The 14,741-nt window shown below is 73.6% G+C and carries 13 protein-coding genes; 7 read left to right on the top strand and 6 right to left on the bottom strand.

Features of this window, described 5'->3' with window-relative positions; translation table 11 throughout:
- Positions 1-56: 56 nt before the first annotated feature.
- On the bottom strand, positions 57-2,114 hold the full coding sequence (locus ACZ5XZ_RS32095) for an ATP-binding protein (protein WP_468984483.1): 2,058 nt from the start codon (positions 2,112-2,114) through the stop codon (positions 57-59).
- 298 nt (positions 2,115-2,412) lie between these two features.
- Here ACZ5XZ_RS32095 and ACZ5XZ_RS32090 point away from each other — a divergent pair, with 298 nt between their 5' ends.
- Complete coding sequence (locus ACZ5XZ_RS32090; protein WP_468984480.1) at positions 2,413-3,408, top strand: alpha/beta hydrolase; 996 nt, start codon at positions 2,413-2,415, stop codon at positions 3,406-3,408.
- A gap of 52 nt (positions 3,409-3,460) precedes the next feature.
- Here ACZ5XZ_RS32090 and ACZ5XZ_RS32085 read toward each other — a convergent pair whose 3' ends face one another.
- Complete coding sequence (locus ACZ5XZ_RS32085) at positions 3,461-4,006, bottom strand: gamma carbonic anhydrase family protein (RefSeq protein ID WP_468984478.1); 546 nt, start codon at positions 4,004-4,006, stop codon at positions 3,461-3,463.
- A 145-nt stretch (positions 4,007-4,151) separates the two neighbouring features.
- On the opposite strand from ACZ5XZ_RS32085, the gene ACZ5XZ_RS32080 reads away from it, so the two are divergent.
- Positions 4,152-4,904, top strand: a complete 753-nt coding sequence (locus ACZ5XZ_RS32080) for an acyltransferase (RefSeq protein ID WP_468984476.1) — start codon at positions 4,152-4,154, stop codon at positions 4,902-4,904.
- Positions 4,905-5,011: 107 nt separating this feature from the next.
- Here the strand turns inward: ACZ5XZ_RS32080 and ACZ5XZ_RS32075 are convergent, their stop codons facing one another.
- Complete coding sequence (locus ACZ5XZ_RS32075) at positions 5,012-5,881, bottom strand: EamA family transporter (RefSeq protein ID WP_468984474.1); 870 nt, start codon at positions 5,879-5,881, stop codon at positions 5,012-5,014.
- A 106-nt stretch (positions 5,882-5,987) separates the two neighbouring features.
- Between ACZ5XZ_RS32075 and ACZ5XZ_RS32070 the strand changes: the two genes are divergently transcribed.
- Together ACZ5XZ_RS32070 and ACZ5XZ_RS32065 are read left to right on the top strand one after the other, a co-directional pair.
- Positions 5,988-6,560, top strand: coding sequence for a helix-turn-helix domain-containing protein (locus tag ACZ5XZ_RS32070; protein WP_468984471.1), 573 nt, complete (start codon positions 5,988-5,990; stop codon positions 6,558-6,560).
- Positions 6,561-6,615: 55 nt separating this feature from the next.
- The gene (locus ACZ5XZ_RS32065; protein ID WP_468984468.1) at positions 6,616-7,161 is read left to right on the top strand and encodes a YbaK/EbsC family protein; all 546 of its coding nucleotides are present in this window, start codon (positions 6,616-6,618) and stop codon (positions 7,159-7,161) included.
- A gap of 187 nt (positions 7,162-7,348) precedes the next feature.
- On the opposite strand, the gene ACZ5XZ_RS32060 is transcribed toward ACZ5XZ_RS32065, so the two are convergent.
- The 3 genes from ACZ5XZ_RS32060 to ACZ5XZ_RS32050 form a co-directional block, all read right to left on the bottom strand.
- Entirely contained in the window at positions 7,349-7,840 is a 492-nt protein-coding gene (locus ACZ5XZ_RS32060) for a GNAT family N-acetyltransferase (protein ID WP_468984465.1), read from the bottom strand.
- Positions 7,841-7,865: 25 nt separating this feature from the next.
- Positions 7,866-8,273 (bottom strand): CoA-binding protein, encoded by a 408-nt coding sequence (locus tag ACZ5XZ_RS32055; RefSeq protein ID WP_468984463.1) that lies wholly within the window; start codon positions 8,271-8,273, stop codon positions 7,866-7,868.
- 126 nt (positions 8,274-8,399) lie between these two features.
- Complete coding sequence (locus ACZ5XZ_RS32050) at positions 8,400-9,188, bottom strand: type VII secretion system-associated protein (protein WP_468984460.1); 789 nt, start codon at positions 9,186-9,188, stop codon at positions 8,400-8,402.
- A 250-nt stretch (positions 9,189-9,438) separates the two neighbouring features.
- Here ACZ5XZ_RS32050 and ACZ5XZ_RS32045 point away from each other — a divergent pair, with 250 nt between their 5' ends.
- The 3 genes from ACZ5XZ_RS32045 to ACZ5XZ_RS32035 all read left to right on the top strand — a co-directional run bounded on the left by ACZ5XZ_RS32045 (position 9,439) and on the right by ACZ5XZ_RS32035 (position 14,579).
- On the top strand, positions 9,439-10,065 hold the full coding sequence (locus ACZ5XZ_RS32045; protein ID WP_468984458.1) for a YigZ family protein: 627 nt from the start codon (positions 9,439-9,441) through the stop codon (positions 10,063-10,065).
- 198 nt (positions 10,066-10,263) lie between these two features.
- Positions 10,264-11,772, top strand: a complete 1,509-nt coding sequence (locus ACZ5XZ_RS32040) for an APC family permease (protein ID WP_468984455.1) — start codon at positions 10,264-10,266, stop codon at positions 11,770-11,772.
- 341 nt (positions 11,773-12,113) lie between these two features.
- Complete coding sequence (locus tag ACZ5XZ_RS32035) at positions 12,114-14,579, top strand: SpoIIE family protein phosphatase (RefSeq protein ID WP_468984453.1); 2,466 nt, start codon at positions 12,114-12,116, stop codon at positions 14,577-14,579.
- Positions 14,580-14,741 lie beyond the last annotated feature (162 nt).

Here is a 14,741-nt window from a genome sequence, read left to right as displayed (position 1 = left end):
CCGTGAGCCCGCCTTCGCGCCGTCCGCCCGCTCCCGGGTACGTCCGCCACCCGTGATCAAGACCCCGCCCGCAGCCGGGAGAAGAACGGCCGTCCCCTGGTGGCGCCGCTACGGCCGCGCTGCCACCAGGGAGCGTCCTGGTCGAGGTCCGGCACCGGGGCGCCGCCGCGTACCGCGCGCCGCAGACCGGCGAGCAGGTTGCGGGCCCCCTCGATGAACAGCGGGTCGCCGACGACCTTCTTGGCCGCCAGCGCCTTGCGGCAGGCCCGCAGGGCCGCCGCCGGCTCACCGTGGGCCCGCTCGGTCATGGCCTCGGCGTACAGGACCGTCGAGTACAGCCAGTAGTCCCCGTCGGAGTGCCGGCCCGCCCAGGCGCTGCGGGCCGCCGCCCGCGCCCCGTCCGCGTCGATCGGCGCGAGGGCGATGGCCAGCAGCGCCCAGCTGTGCGCCGGACCCGGTCCGAACCACGGATCCCGGGAGCGGTGCCCGGTGGCCTCCTCCAGAGCGGCCACGGCCGCCCCGGTGTCCTCGCGGTACAGCGCCACCACACCGTGCGCATGCGCGACCCGGGCCAGTCCGTCGTCGTCCGCATGCATCACCGCCGCCGTCCACGCCTGGTCGAGCAGCCGCTCCGCGGCGCCGAGCGCGTTCTCCTGCGCCGCCAGATAGCCGGCCAGCCACAGCGCCCGGGCCCGCAGGGCGGTGTCCTCCCGGGAGAGCAGCAGCAGCCGGTCCAGGTGCGCCCGCCCCTCCTGGCGGAAGCCGCAGGCCGCCCAGTGGAACCACAGCGAGACCGCGATCTCCAGCGCGCCGAGCGCATCGTCGGCGTCCTGCGGCGGGTGGGTCAGCGCGGCGTCGAGGTTGTGCTGTTCGTCCTCCACCAGCCGCACCGCGACCTGCTGGTTCGGGCCCTGCCAGGCGATCTGCGCCTCGGCCGCGAGCGCCGCACAGGCCTGCCGGAACCGGCGCAGCGCCGCGGCCTCCTCGCCCGCCTCGCGCAGCTGCGTCCGCCCGAAGTCGCGGGCGGCGCGCGGGAGCCGGTAGCGGGGTGGCAGGGTGGCCTCGGTGCCGTGCCGGGGGCCTGCGGCATCCCCTACGCGTTCGATGACCGAGGCGGTGCGGAGCCGCTCCAGCGCGCCGTCGACCGCGCCTGCAGGAACGTCACTGCTGGTGCAGACGCAGCCGGCGAGCCATGGATCGAAATCGCCGGGCAGGACCGAGAGCCTCGCCCAGACCCGCCGGTCGACGGGCGAGCAGAGGGCGTAGCCCGCGGCGTGCGCGGCGTAGAGCGAGGTGTGCCGCACGCTCACCGCCGGCCCCGAGTAGAACAGCGCGCCTTCCGCGCCCACCTGGGCCGCGAGCTGCGGCAACGACAGCCGGTCCAGCTGGTGCGCGGCCAGCGCGATCGCCAGCGGCGAGCCTTCCAGGGCCTGGCAGACCGCGACCAGCAGCTCCGGGGCGGCGGGTCCGGTCCGCGCGGCCAGCAGCTCGACGGCCGGTCCGGCGATCCCCTCGCCCAGCGTCACCGGCAGCGTCGTGAGCCCTACCACCCGCTCCTCGGCGAGCCCCAGTGCGCGCCGCGCGGTCGCCACGATGCGCAGGCCCGGTTCGGCCCGCAGCAACCGCCGTACGAGCTGCGCGCACTCACCGAGCATCGGGTCGCAGTCGTCCAGCAGCACGGTCGCGCGATGTCGCCGGCAGTGCGCGGTGAGCGCCGCGAGGCCCTCCCCGGCCGCCGAGGGATCGTCCGCGGGGGAGTCCCCGCCGCCCGCCGGTCCGCCCGCCGGTCTGCCGACGCAGGGATGTGCGCTCCGCCGGGCCAGTGCCCGTGCGGTGTACCGGCGGGCGGCGTCCGGCAGCCCGGCGGCCCGCAGCAGCGCGTCGGTCAGACCGCCCTCGGTCAGGCCGTCCCAGCAGGCGACCCGGATCACCGTGCCGCCCTGCCGGGCGGTGTGCTCCTCCAGGACGGCACGGGCCAGGACGCTCTTGCCCACCCCGGCGGCTCCGGTCAGTGTCACCAGCGGAGCGCTGCGCAGCAGGCCGGACACCTGCTCGTGCTCAACGGCCCGCCCCACTACGCCGGGCAGCGGCCCACGATCGGCCCACGCGGTCATCGGTCAGTCATCCCCAACCGCGGCACAGCGCCGCGCCCTTCCGATTGGGGAACCAACCATGCCAGAACCGACCTACCGGTAAACAGGCGGAGGCCGCATCGAACGAGGGAAACCCGGCCGGTGCGCTTGACGCGACGGCCGTCTTCGCGTCGGCCGGAGAGCGGACCCGCAGGTCACAAGGCCGGGGTCGGCGTCGGGCGCGCTCCGGCCGTCCTTAGAGTGGTGTCTTTCGACCGGTATGGCGGTGGCACCGTGGCCGCCCGCGGCACCGGCCCAAGGATCCGAGGAGAACGTCCCGATGAAGTGCCTGCGGTGGGGTGCCGCGGTGAGTGCGGTGGCTCTGGGGCTGCTGGCCGGATGCGGCACCGGTTCGGACACCGTCGACGCGTCGAGCGTGCCGCGGCTCAGGGCGCAGCCCGCGGACGCGGTCAACGGCAAGCCGCGGGTGGTCCCGCCCCGTGGCCCGCGCTCCTCGTTCGCCCCGTTTCGTACGACCGGTGACGACGGCACCCAGGTGGTGCGGACCCGGTGGCACGGCCGCAAGTCCGGTTTCACCGGCGACATATGGGCCTGGGTGCCGCCGCAGTACCACCAGGCGCGGTACGCCAAGAGCGGCTTCCCGGTGCTGATCGCGCTGCCCGGTGCCTACGGCTATCCGTCCAATTACTGGGCCGGGGCGTCGTTCGCGCTGCAGGAGCGGATCGCGCAGTGGTCGCAGCAGGGCAAGACGCTGCCGTTCATCGTGGTGATGCCGGTGCTCAATCCCGGCAAGAGGTACTACGACGGCAGCGACATCCCGGGGCAGCCGAAGATGGGCACCTGGCTGACCGAGGACGTACCGGACTTCGCGCGGGCCAACTTCCGTACGTACGAAGGCCGTGACGGCTGGGCCTTCATGGGGTCCTCGTCCGGTGGCTTCGCCGCGCTGAAGGCCGTGCTCAAGCAGCCGGAGAGATTCAAGGCGGCCATCGTCAACGGCCCGGACACGGCGCCGGATTCGCCGCTGTGGCGGGGCCACCCGGACGAGATGCGCGCCAACGACCCGCGGCACCTGGCCCGGCGGCTGGCCGAGCGCCAGGGCCCGCCGGTGTACCTGGCGTTCGAGCTGGGCAGCCTGGAGGCCGCGGTGCCCGATGTGAAGGCGTTCGTCAAGGACTACACCGGCGGACCGGTCCACTCCACGCTCTTCGAAATACCGGACGGCGTGCACAGCGCGCAGACCTACATGCAGCGCATGGCCGAGTCCCTGCACTGGATCAGCGAGCAGATGCAGGGACCCGTGCCGTCGGTGTGACGGACGCCCCTGCCGTCGGTGCGGCGCCTCGTCGGCGCCGACGCGCCCCGGCTCAGTTGCCGTCCTGGCCGCTCCCGGTCGCCTCCCGGTGCTGCGCCGCCAGCTCCAGATACATCGCGGCGTTGACCTTGATCAGCTCGCGCTCCTCGTCGGTCAGCTCCCGCTTGACCTTCGCGGGCACCCCGGCGACCAGGGATCCGGGCGGTACCCGCATGCCCTGGGGGACCAGTGCCTGCGCGGCGATCAGCGAGCCCGCGCCGATGTGGGCGCCGTTGAGCACCGTGGCGCCCATGCCGATCAGCACGTCGTCCTCGACGGTGCAGCCGTGCAGCACCGCGTTGTGTCCGACGGAGACCCGCTCGCCGACGGTCACCGGGAAGCCGGGGTCGACATGCACGGTGCAGTTGTCCTGGATGTTGCTGTCGGCGCCGAGCACGATCGGGCCGCAGTCGGCCCGCAGCACCGCGTGGTACCAGACGCTGGCGCCCGCGGCCAGTGTGACCTCGCCGAGCACCACGGACGTGGGGGCGCAGAACGCCGCCTGATCGATGCTCGGCTCCTTGCCGCCCACCTGAGAAATCAACGCCCGTTCCGCCATCACTGGATCTCCTTTGCCGCTTCTGGGCCGCGCCACCAGCACCGTAGACGACGGCCGCACCGCCGGGCGGATGCGCCAGCCGGTGGGGCGAAGATCACAGCCCGGCGTGCGGGTGGTCGCCCGAGGAGCCGATTACGGTGTGCGGGTGCCGATAAACCAGAACGTGTTCTCATCCGTCGCGGCCTGGCGGCGCCGGGCCGTGTCGCGTGCGGTCCATCGCGGTGCGCGCTGGGTGAGAGAGGCCGCGGCCGTCACGGCCGAGCGTCCCGGCCCGTACCGCTTCCGCCGGATCGGCCCCGGTACCCGGCTCGCCTTTCCGCAGGGCACGGTCTTCGGCGATCCGTGGATCGAGATCGGCGACTACTGCATCATCGCCCAGGACGTGACGCTGACGGCGGGCATGATGCCGGACCTCGACCTCGGCCCGGAGCCGATCCTCACGCTGGGGAACGGAGTGGTGCTGGGCCGCGGCAGCCATGTGATCGCGGATGTCCGGCTGACGATCGGCGACGACTGCTTCTTCGGCCCCGGCGTCTACGTCACCACCACCAACCACAGCTATGACGACCCCGAAGTGCCGATCGGCAAGCAGTGGCCGCGCAGCGAGCCGGTCACCATCGGCCCCGGCGGCTGGATCGGTACCGGGGCGGTGATCCTGCCCGGCGCGCGGCTGGGCCGCAACGTGGTGGTCGCGGCCGGGGCCGTGGTGCGCGGCGAGGTCCCCGACCACGCGGTGGTCGCCGGTGCGCCCGCCAGGATCGTGCGGCGCTGGGACCCGCGGCAGGGCTGGCAGCCACCGCTGCGTACGCCCACGCCGGTGCCGATCCCCGAGGGCGTCACGCCGCAGGACCTGCTCGCGCTCGAAGCGTGGCAGGAGACGGCGGCGGGGGAGGCGTAGGGCCTGTTCGACGGGTCGGGGTCGGACAGGCCCCAGGGGCCTCCTGAGTCGCCGTCAGCCGGGGCCGGCCGGCCCGCCGCCCGGCCCCGGACCGCTCGGGCCGGCCGTCAGCCGCCGGAGGCGAGCAGCAGCGAGCCGACCACCGCGAGGGAGGCGCCCGCGGTCTGGATCGCCCGCATCCGCTCCTTGAGGACGCCGAGCGCGGCGAGCGCGGTGACGACGGGGTAGAGCGAGGCGAGGACCGCGGCCATGGTCACCGGGCCGTGCTGGGCGGCGATGGCGTAGGTGCCGTTGGCGGCGACATCGGCTATGCCGACGAAGGCGAGCATCGGCAGCGAGCCGCGCAGGGCCGGGAACCCGCCCTCGGGCAGCGCCGGGGTGCCGCGCCGCACCGACGCGTACAACGCGGCGCCGCCGACGGCGATGTTGCACACCCGCTGCACGAACAGTGCCAGGAACAGCCCGGTGACAGTGGTGGACGCCTCCGCGATCAGCGCCATCACCGCGCCGAATCCGAGTGCCGAGACCAGCGTCAGCACGACCGTCTGGCGGGCCACCGACGCACCGCTGACGCGGGGGCCGCCCGCCAGCAGTACGCCGACCACGGCGACCACCATGCCGGCGGCCTGCAGCAGGCCCGGTCGCTCGCCCGCCACGATGCCGACGCCGAGCGGTACCAGGACCGTGCCGAGCGCGGCGAGCGGGGAGACCACGCCCATCGGGCCGAGCGCCAGGGCGCGGTAGAAGCAGAGCATCGCCGCCGGCCCGACGACGCCCGCGCCGACCGCGAACCACAGCTGCGGTCCGGCCTCCCGCCAGCCGCCGGTGGCCACCACGATGGCGCCCAGCACCAGGGCGGCGAGGGTCTGCGAGACCACCACCACGGTCAGCGCCTGGAATCGTCGGGTGAGCAGTCCGCCGCCGAAGTCGGCGAGCCCCCACAGCAGGCTGGTGGCCAGGGCGAAGACCGCAGTCATGGTGAAACCTCGCAGTACAGTGAACCGGACGATGGAGTACACCACACCGTAGTGCAACAGATTGAACTGCGGTATCGAATATATTGGCCTACGACGTGGACGGACCGTGACGGATCTCGACCAGCTCACGCAGTCGCTCGCCCGCAACCTCAAGCACTGGCGCGCCGAGCGCGGCTTCACCCTCGATGCGCTGGCCGCCCGCGCCGGAGTCAGCCGCGGCATGATCATCCAGATCGAGCAGGCCCGGACGAACCCGAGCGTGGGGACCACCGTCAAGATCGCCGACGCGCTGGGCGTCAGCATCACCACGCTTCTCGACTACGAGCAGGGACCGCAGGTACGCATCGTGCCCTCCGACGAGGCGGTCCGCCTGTGGTCCACCGAGGCCGGCAGCTACACCACGCTCCTGGTGGGCGCCGAGGCACCGGGGCCGTTCGAGCTGTGGGACTGGCGGCTGATGCCCGGCGACAGCAGTGCCTCCGACCCCCATCCGCCCGGCACCGTCGAGCTGATCCACGTCCGGGCCGGGACGCTGACGCTGGTCGTGGACGACGTGGCGCACGAGGTGCCGGCAGGCGCCTCGGCGACCTTCGAAGCCAAGGTCGCGCACGGCTACCGCAACGACGGCGGCGAGCCGGTCGAGATGACCATGTCCGTCATCATTCCGCTCGCCCGCTGAGACGGCCCGCCGACGGCCGGGCGGGGCTGTTAACTTGGCGGATATGCCTGCGCCGATGGATGCTTTCGACGATGTCCGGCCCGCCGCCGAGTGCCTGGACCTGCTGACCGGGCCGGTGGCCGCCGCGATCCGCACCTGGAGCGGATCCGTACCGGTCCAGGAACTGCACTATGTCGACACCGACCCGGCCATCGCGGACACCGCCACCCTTGTCGCGCATCACGGTCCCTGGCTGCTGGAGCAGTCGGCGAACTGCGTGGTGGTGGCCGGCAAGCGCGGCGGCGAGAGCACCCTGGCCGCCTGTGTCGTCCTCTCGCACACCCGCGTCGACGTCAACGGGGTGGTGCGCCGTCAACTCGGAGCCCGCAAGGCGTCGTTCGCGCCGATGGAGCAGGCGGTCGGCGACAGCGGGATGGAGTACGGCGGTATCACCCCGATCGGGCTGCCGGCCGGCTGGCCACTGCTCGTGGACGCCGCCGTCGCCGATGTCCCGTACGCGCTGATCGGCAGCGGCAGCCGCCGCGGCAAGCTCATCGTCCCCGGCAAAGCGCTGGCCGAACTCCCCGGCGCCGTCGTCCTGGAGGGGCTCGGGGTCGCCTAGGGCCTGTCCGATGGGTCATGGCCGGGTCCGCGGCGTCTGGCACGGTACCTCGCGGCGTTGCCGAAACGTCCCGAGAGCTCCGCTATCGAGACGCTCCGGCGCCTTGCGATGCACCGCACCAGACACCGCGGCCTCTCCGACCCTGACCCATCGGACAGGCCCTAGGGGGTGTGGGGTGCCCGGCTCGCTAGCGGGCCGACGCGCGGGAGCGCAGATCCAGCGAGAGCGGCGTGGAGTGCTCGGTGAAGCCCAGGCTGCGGTAGAGCCGTTCGGCGCCGTCGGTGGCGTGCAGATCGACCCGGCTCACGCCCTGTGCGGCGAACCAGTCGAGCAGCGCCTCGGTCGTGGCGCGCGCATAGCCGCGGCCCCTGTAGCGGGGGTCGGAGCAGACGTTGAAGACGAAGCCGAAGCGGCCCGACGGGTGGCCCGGCGCCGGCAGCCGCTCCTCGACCGTCCCGACGGCGCAGGCGGCCAGATGCGGCGCGCCGGGCTCGTCACCCGCCACCACGAACGCGCCCAGCCGCGGCTCCGGCCCGGCCAGCATCCGACGCGCCGTCGCCTCCGCGTCCCGCTCCCAACTCCCCGGTTCGTCCCGCCCGTTCATCGCGCGGAACATCAGCCGGCGCAGCCGGACGAGCTCAGCGGCATCCTGGGGAACGGCGGTCCGTATCGTGATCATGCACGGACGCTAACGCACCCGCCGCTCAGCCCAAACGCGGTATCTCGATCGCCGGACAACGGTCCATCACCATGTCGAGACCGGCGTCGCGCACCCGGTCCCAGGCCGCCTCGTCGACCACCCCGAGCTGGAACCACACGGCCTTCGCCCCCACCGCGACGGCCTGGTCGGCGACGCCGCCCGCCAGCTCGCTGTTGACGAAGACATCGACCACGTCGACCGGGAAGGGGATCGCCTCGAGCGAGGGGTAGCCCGGCTCGCCGTGCACCGTCTCGGCCTTCGGGTGCACCGGCACGATCCGCTTGCCGAAGCGCTGCAGCGCCTCCGCGACGCCGTGGGCCGCACGCCGCTCGTTGCCGGACAGGCCCACCACCGCCCAGGTGTCACCGAGCTCGTTGAGGATCCTGCGGATGGTTCGGGGATCGCCGTACACGCACTGCCTCCTGCGATGGGAAGGGTCCTGTGCGCATCAACGGCCGGTGTCGCCGGAAGATTCCCGTACGGCAGACGCCCCGCCCGAAGGGGAAGGCGGGCGGGGCGGGCTCGATGGGCCGGTGGGTCAGTTCGCCCCGTGGGCCGCTCCGCTGCCGGCCAGACCGGCACCGACGACGGTGCTGCCGTTGGCGGCGCGGGCCGGCTTGCCGATCGCACGGCCGCCGCCCACCGGCTCGGCCCCGCCGGCTCCGGTACCCGGGCGCAACGCCCCGGCTCCGGCCGCGTCCTGGGCCTCGTCCGGTGTCTCCTGCGCCCCGGCCAGCGTCGCGCGCAGCTCCTCGGTGTCCACCAGCATGCTCACCGGCCCGGTCGGGTTGAGGTACAGCGCATGCCCCGGCGGCAGCTGCTCGACCAGCTCGCTCACCGGGCGCCGGTCGTACAGCAGCCGGCCCACGGACTCGACGTAGCTCTCCGAGGTGTAGACGGGGATGACCGGGGTTCCTTCGGGGGAGGCGGCGGCCAGCGGGGTGCCGGTCGCGGTGACCAGGACCGCGACCTCCGCGTGCGCCAGCGCCTCGGAGACCTCGTGCCCCGGACCGTAGCCGGTCGCGGCCAGCTGCAGCGCGTGGTCGACCGGATCGGTCGGCTCCGGCCAGTCCAGCATCTGCGGTGACGGACGGTACTCCGGGTTGTCCCGCCACTCCTCGATCTCGCCCGTCGGGCCGGACCGCCACTGTCCGATCAAGGCCCACAGGGGCGGCTGTCCCTCGCCCTGCCAGGTCAGATCCACCATGGCCAGCCAGTGGTCGGGCGCGTTGCGTGCCGCCTCGACGACCTCCGGCGGGGGCTCGGGCATCTCCTCGCCCGTCACGGGAACGCCCGCCGTCGTCTCCGACTCTGTGCTCTCTTCCATGCAGCCCTCCGCCAACCCGCCGTTGCCTGGTCTACGAGCGGGGCCCCGGAAACACGAGGCTCTCGCACTGGCCTCACAGTGCCCACGGGCGGCGCCGACGTCGCCCCGACGCACCGTGCGGACGGTGCGGGTACGCCGCCTGGCCGTGCGGACCGCGCCCGTACGGCGGGCACCCGCGCCCGTTCGGCGGACAGCCCCGCGCGGCGCGGGCCGCCGTCGGCCTGTCGGTGCGGCCGCATAGGCTGGTCGGATGCAGGAGCAGTACCGCACGCTCGCGCGCGAGGGCGTCCACGAGATCGAGATCAGCAAGTCCCGCTTCCTCTGCGCGCTCGCGCCCGTCGCGACCGAGGCCGAGGCGCAGGACTTCATCGCGCGCATCCGCAAGGAGCATCCGTCCGCCCGCCACCACTGCTTCGCCTACGTCCTCGGCGCCGACGGCGGCGTCCAGAAGGCCAGTGACGACGGCGAGCCGGGCGGCACCGCGGGTGTGCCGATGCTGCAGATGCTGGTGCGCCGCGAGGTGCGCTACGTCGTCGCCGTCGTCACCCGCTACTTCGGTGGCGTCAAGCTCGGTGCCGGCGGCCTGATCCGTGCCTACGGCGGCGTCGTCGGCGAGGCGCTGGACGCGCTGGGCACGGTCACCCGGCAGCGCTTCCGGCTGGTGACCGTCACCGTCGACCACCAACGGGCGGGGCGCGTCGAGAACGACCTGCGGACGACGGGGCGAGCGGTGCGCGAGGTGACGTACGGAGCGGAGGTGCGCATCGAGGTCGGGCTCCCGGAGGCCGACCTGGACGCCTTCCGCGCCTGGCTCGCGGACACGACGGCCGGGACGGCGCGGCTGGAGCTCGGCGGGGAGGCGTACGGGGAGCTGTGACCCGCGGGCGGACCGGGCCGCGCCGGTTCGCCGCCGGCCGGTCCGCCCGCCTGCCCGCCGCGCGGGAGCGACGGTGCGCCGGCGGCCCGGAAAGTACCGCCCGGACCGGTGCGCCGGCGCGGCGCTCGTGCCAGCCTGAGGCGCGGCGGCAAAGGGCCGTCGGCCCGGTGTGCGGGCCGGCACGAGAAGGGGCGGGCCGTGCCTGAACTCCTCGATGAGCGTGTGGGATTCGTCCGCCGGATCGGCCTGTTCCAGGCCACCGCCATCAACATGAGCCAGATGTGCGGCATCGGCCCGTTCGTGACCATCCCGCTGATGGTCGCCGCGTTCGGGGGGCCGCAGGCCGTCATCGGATTCCTCGCGGGCGCGGTGCTGGCGCTCGCGGACGGGCTGATCTGGGCCGAGCTGGGCGCCTCGCTGCCCGGCGCGGGCGGCAGCTATGTCTACCTGCGGCAGGCGTTCCAGTACCGCACCGGCAAGCTGATGCCGTTTCTGTTCGTCTGGACGGCCATGCTGTTCATCCCGCTCGGGATGTCCACGGGCGTGATCGGCTTCGTGCAGTACCTCGGCTATCTGTGGCCGGGCATGAGCCAGGGGCAGGGCGACCTGGTCGGCCTCGTGGTCACGGCGGGCGTCATCGCGCTGCTGTGGCGGCGGGTGGAGAACGTCGCCAGGCTCACCGTCGTGCTGTGGACGGTGATGATCGCCTCCGTCGCCCTGGTCGTCGTCGCGGCCTTCACCCACTTCAGCCCCGAGCGGGCCTTCGGCTACCCCGCGCACGCCTTCGAGCTGACGGCCGGTCACTTCTGGGTCGGCTTCGCGGCCGGCCTGACCATCGGCATCTACGACTACCTCGGCTACAACACCATCGCGTACATGGGCGCCGAGATCCGGCAGCCCGGCCGCACCATCCCGCGCGCCGTCATCACCTCGATCCTCGGCATCATGACGATCTACCTGCTGCTGCAGATCGGCACGCTGGGCGTCGTCGACTGGCGGGACATGCTCGATCCGCACTCCACGGCGTCGTCGTCCGTGGCCTCGGCCGTGCTGGAGAAGGCGTGGGGCAGGGGAGCGGCCGACACGGTCACCGTGCTCATCCTGATCACCGCGGTCGCCTCCGTGGTCACCGGACTCCTCGGCGGCTCCCGGGTTCCCTGCGACGCCGCCCGCGACCGGGTCTTCTTCCGCCCGTACGGCAGGCTCCACCCGCGCCACCGCTTCCCCGTACTGGGGCTGCTCACCATGGGAGCCCTGATGGCGGCGGGGTTCCTCATCGGGCGGCACACCGACCTGGCCACCGTCATCCAGCTGCTGACCACCGTCATGGTGATCGTGCAGGCGCTGGCCCAGGTCGCCGCGGTCACGGTGCTGCGCCGCCGCCAACCCGGGCTGCGCCGCCCGTACCGGATGTGGCTCTACCCGCTGCCGAGCGTCGTGGCGCTGGTCGGCTGGCTGGTGATCTACGGCTACGCGGACGAGAACGCGCCCGGCAGGCACCCCGTCGAATGGTCCCTGGCATGGGTCGCGGCGGGTGTCGTGGCCTTCCTGCTGTGGGCCCGCCACGAGAAGGAGTGGCCGTTCGGGCCGAAGCGGATCACCGAGGAGTACCTGCACGGCACGCATCCGGGTGCCGAGCGGGCGCACGGGGAGGGGGCCGGGGGAGCCGTCGCGGGCACCGAGGGCACGGTCGGGACGCCCGGCTGAACCGCCGCCCCGCCGCCCCGCGCGCACGGCCGGGTCCGGCGGCGGACACCGGCGACACAGACGGACAACGGCACATCGTGGCCGGGCCGTTCGGCAGTCGGCCCCCGGCCCGGGCGGAGCAGCCCACCTTCCCGTGCCGCGGACCCGGCCCTGAACCATCGGACAGGCCCCAGGCCCGTGCCGGCTTCCGCGCGCCGCCCCTCGACGACCTGGTGGACGACCGGGTGCGACCGACTGCGCGCTATCGGACGCATGCTGCGCTTGATTGGTCAAATAATGGCAGAAACGAGTGAGTCCGAGCGATACGGTACGTAACACAGCCGACAGGGACGGAAGCGGACATGGCAGCGGACAGCGCCGGCGGCCCGGCGGACGGCCTTACCGGACGGCAGGCGGCCTTCGACGTTGCGGACGCCGCCGTGCTGCTGCTCGACGCGCACGGCAGGATCGAGAGCTGGCCCATGACGGCCGAACGACTGCTCGGACACCGCGCCGACGACACCGTCGGCCGCCCCGTCGGCGAGCTGCTCGCCCCCGACGACGCGGTGCGGCTGCCCGCCCTCGCCGCGGACTGCCGGACACGCGGCGGCTGGTCCGGGCTGGTGTCGGCGCGGCGCACCGACGGCCACCGCGTCGCCGTCCAGGTGCAGGTGGTGCCGGTGACGGACGGCGCCGGGCGCGGGCACTGGCTGGTCCTGGCGGTCGACGCGCCTGCGGTGCCGGGCTGGGAGAGGAGCCGGCCGGTGCTGGAGCGGATCGTGGCGGAGTCCCCGGTGGGCATGGCCATCGTGGACACCGATCTGCGCTACGTCTGGTCCAATACGGCGCTGGAGCAGTTCGGCGGCGCGCCCGCGCCCAAGCGCATCGGGCGGCGGCTGGGCGAGATCCAGCCCGGCCTGGACGCGGAGGCGCTGGAGGCGCAGATGCGGCGCGTGCTGCGCAGCGGCATCCCCGTGACCGGCTACGAGCACAGCGGCCGTGTGGTGTCCGACCCGTACCACGAGCGCGCCCAGACCATGTCCTTCGTCCGCCTGGACGACCCCGACGGCCGGCCGCTGGGCGTGTGCTACACGGTCATCGACGTCACCGAGCGCTACCGCTCACGGCGGCAGATGGCCCTGCTGGACCGGGCCGGCGAGTACATCGGGCGCACTCTCGACGTCCTGCAGACCGCACAGGACCTGGCGGACGTGGCGGTGCCGGAGCTGGCCGACCTCGTCGCCGTGGACCTGCTGGACTCCGTGGTCAGGGGCGAGGAACCGCTGCCCGGACCGCTCAGCGACGCGGACATGGTGCCGCTGCGCCGGGGCGGGCTGCGGTCGCTGCGCGACGGCGCGCCCGGCGCCGCCCCCGAGACCGGCGGCCTGGTCAGCTACCACGCCTGGTCGCCGCCCGTCCGCTGTCTGGCCGGCGGCGGATCGTGGCGGGCGGAGCGGCTGGACCCGCTCGCTCCGCACTGGGCGGCCGAGCCCCCGGGCGGACGTCCTCCACACCGCACGGAGCTGCGGCTGCACACCTCGATGGTGGTCCCGATCCGCGCCCGCGGCATCACCATGGGCGTCGCCACCTTCTTCCGCAGCCAGGGCGACGAGTCCTTCACCGAGGACGATCTGCGCCTGGCCGAGGAGTTCGTCGCGCGGGCCGCGGTGTGCATGGACAACGCCCGCCGCTATACCCGGGAGCGCGAGGCGGCGCTCGCCCTCCAGCGCAGCCTGCTGCCGCAGAGCTCCCCCGAGCAGGACGCGGTACGCGTGGCCTCCGCCTACCGTCCGGCGAACGAGCTGGGCGACGTGGGTGGCGACTGGTTCGACGTCATCGCACTCTCCGGTGCCCGAGTGGCTCTCGTGGTCGGCGATGTGACGGGCCATGGCATCGACGCCGTCGCGACCATGGGCCGGCTGCGCACCGCCGTACAGACGCTCGCCGCCCTCGACCTGCGCCCCGAGGAACTGCTGGCGCACCTCGACGATGTGGTCGGCCGGGTCGTACGGGAGGAGAAGGACAGCCGGCCGGGCCCCGGGACCCGCGGCAGCAGCTGCCTGTACGCCGTCTACGACCCGGTCGGCCGCACCTGCACCATGGCCAGCGCAGGGCATCCCGCACCCGCCGTGGTCGCCCCCGACCGCACCGTCACCTTCGTCGAACTGCCCGTGGGCCCGCGACTGGGCATCGGCGGCCTGCCCTTCGAATCCTTCGAGCTGCCGGTTCCCGAGGGCAGCGTGCTCGCGCTGTACACCGACGGCCTGCTGTCCGGTTCCGCCTCCGGCCTCGGCGGGCACAGCGGCAAGGAGCGCCTGCAACGCGCCCTCGCCGCACCGGGCCTGACGCTCGACCGGCTCTGCGCCCACGTCATCGACGGACTGGTCTCCACCCAGCCCCAGGACGACGTGGCGCTGCTGCTGGCCGAGACCCGCGCACTGGACGCGGACCGCTGCGCCTCCTGGGACCTGCCCGCCGACCCCGAGATCGTCGCCGAGGCCCGTGCCGACGCCGCCGGGCAGCTGGAACTGTGGGGCCTGGAGGAGCTGGCCTTCACCACGGAACTGGTGGTCAGCGAACTGGTCACCAACGCCATCCGCTACGCGACCGGCCCGATCCAGCTGCGGCTGATCCTGAGCCAGTCGCTGATCTGCGAGGTGTCCGACGGGAGCAGCACCTCACCGTACCTGCGCCACCCCCGCACGACCGACGAGGGCGGCCGCGGGCTCTTCCTGGTCTCCCAGTTCACCGAGCGCTGGGGCACCCGCTACACCACCGGCGGAAAGGTCCTGTGGACCGAGCAGGCCCTCACCGCGGCGGCGTCCTGAGCCACGGGCGCGAGAACGAGGCCGGCGCCGGGCCCGCCGGACCACCACACACCGATGGCGAGGACCGCAGCCGCCTCCAGCAGCGCCGCGCGGGACCGCGGCGGGCGTGCCGAGGCAGGCTGATGCACACCCCGCGGTGTGCATCAGCCGGGCAGGATGGGG

The organism is Streptomyces sp. NPDC033270 (assembly GCF_055576575.1).
Note: the sequence above shows the minus strand (reverse complement) of the source record. Positions and strands in the feature narration are given on the sequence as shown.

Coding starts and splice junctions, on each gene's coding strand:
- ACZ5XZ_RS32090 (WP_468984480.1), top strand. CDS start 2,413: ATGAAGTGCCTGCGGTGGGGTGCCGCGGTGAGTGCGGTGGCTCTGGGG.
- ACZ5XZ_RS32095 (WP_468984483.1), bottom strand. CDS start 2,114: ATGACCGCGTGGGCCGATCGTGGGCCGCTGCCCGGCGTAGTGGGGCGG.
- ACZ5XZ_RS32050 (WP_468984460.1), bottom strand. CDS start 9,188: ATGGAAGAGAGCACAGAGTCGGAGACGACGGCGGGCGTTCCCGTGACG.
- ACZ5XZ_RS32065 (WP_468984468.1), top strand. CDS start 6,616: ATGGATGCTTTCGACGATGTCCGGCCCGCCGCCGAGTGCCTGGACCTG.
- ACZ5XZ_RS32075 (WP_468984474.1), bottom strand. CDS start 5,881: ATGACTGCGGTCTTCGCCCTGGCCACCAGCCTGCTGTGGGGGCTCGCC.
- ACZ5XZ_RS32045 (WP_468984458.1), top strand. CDS start 9,439: ATGCAGGAGCAGTACCGCACGCTCGCGCGCGAGGGCGTCCACGAGATC.
- ACZ5XZ_RS32085 (WP_468984478.1), bottom strand. CDS start 4,006: ATGGCGGAACGGGCGTTGATTTCTCAGGTGGGCGGCAAGGAGCCGAGC.
- ACZ5XZ_RS32035 (WP_468984453.1), top strand. CDS start 12,114: ATGGCAGCGGACAGCGCCGGCGGCCCGGCGGACGGCCTTACCGGACGG.
- ACZ5XZ_RS32060 (WP_468984465.1), bottom strand. CDS start 7,840: ATGATCACGATACGGACCGCCGTTCCCCAGGATGCCGCTGAGCTCGTC.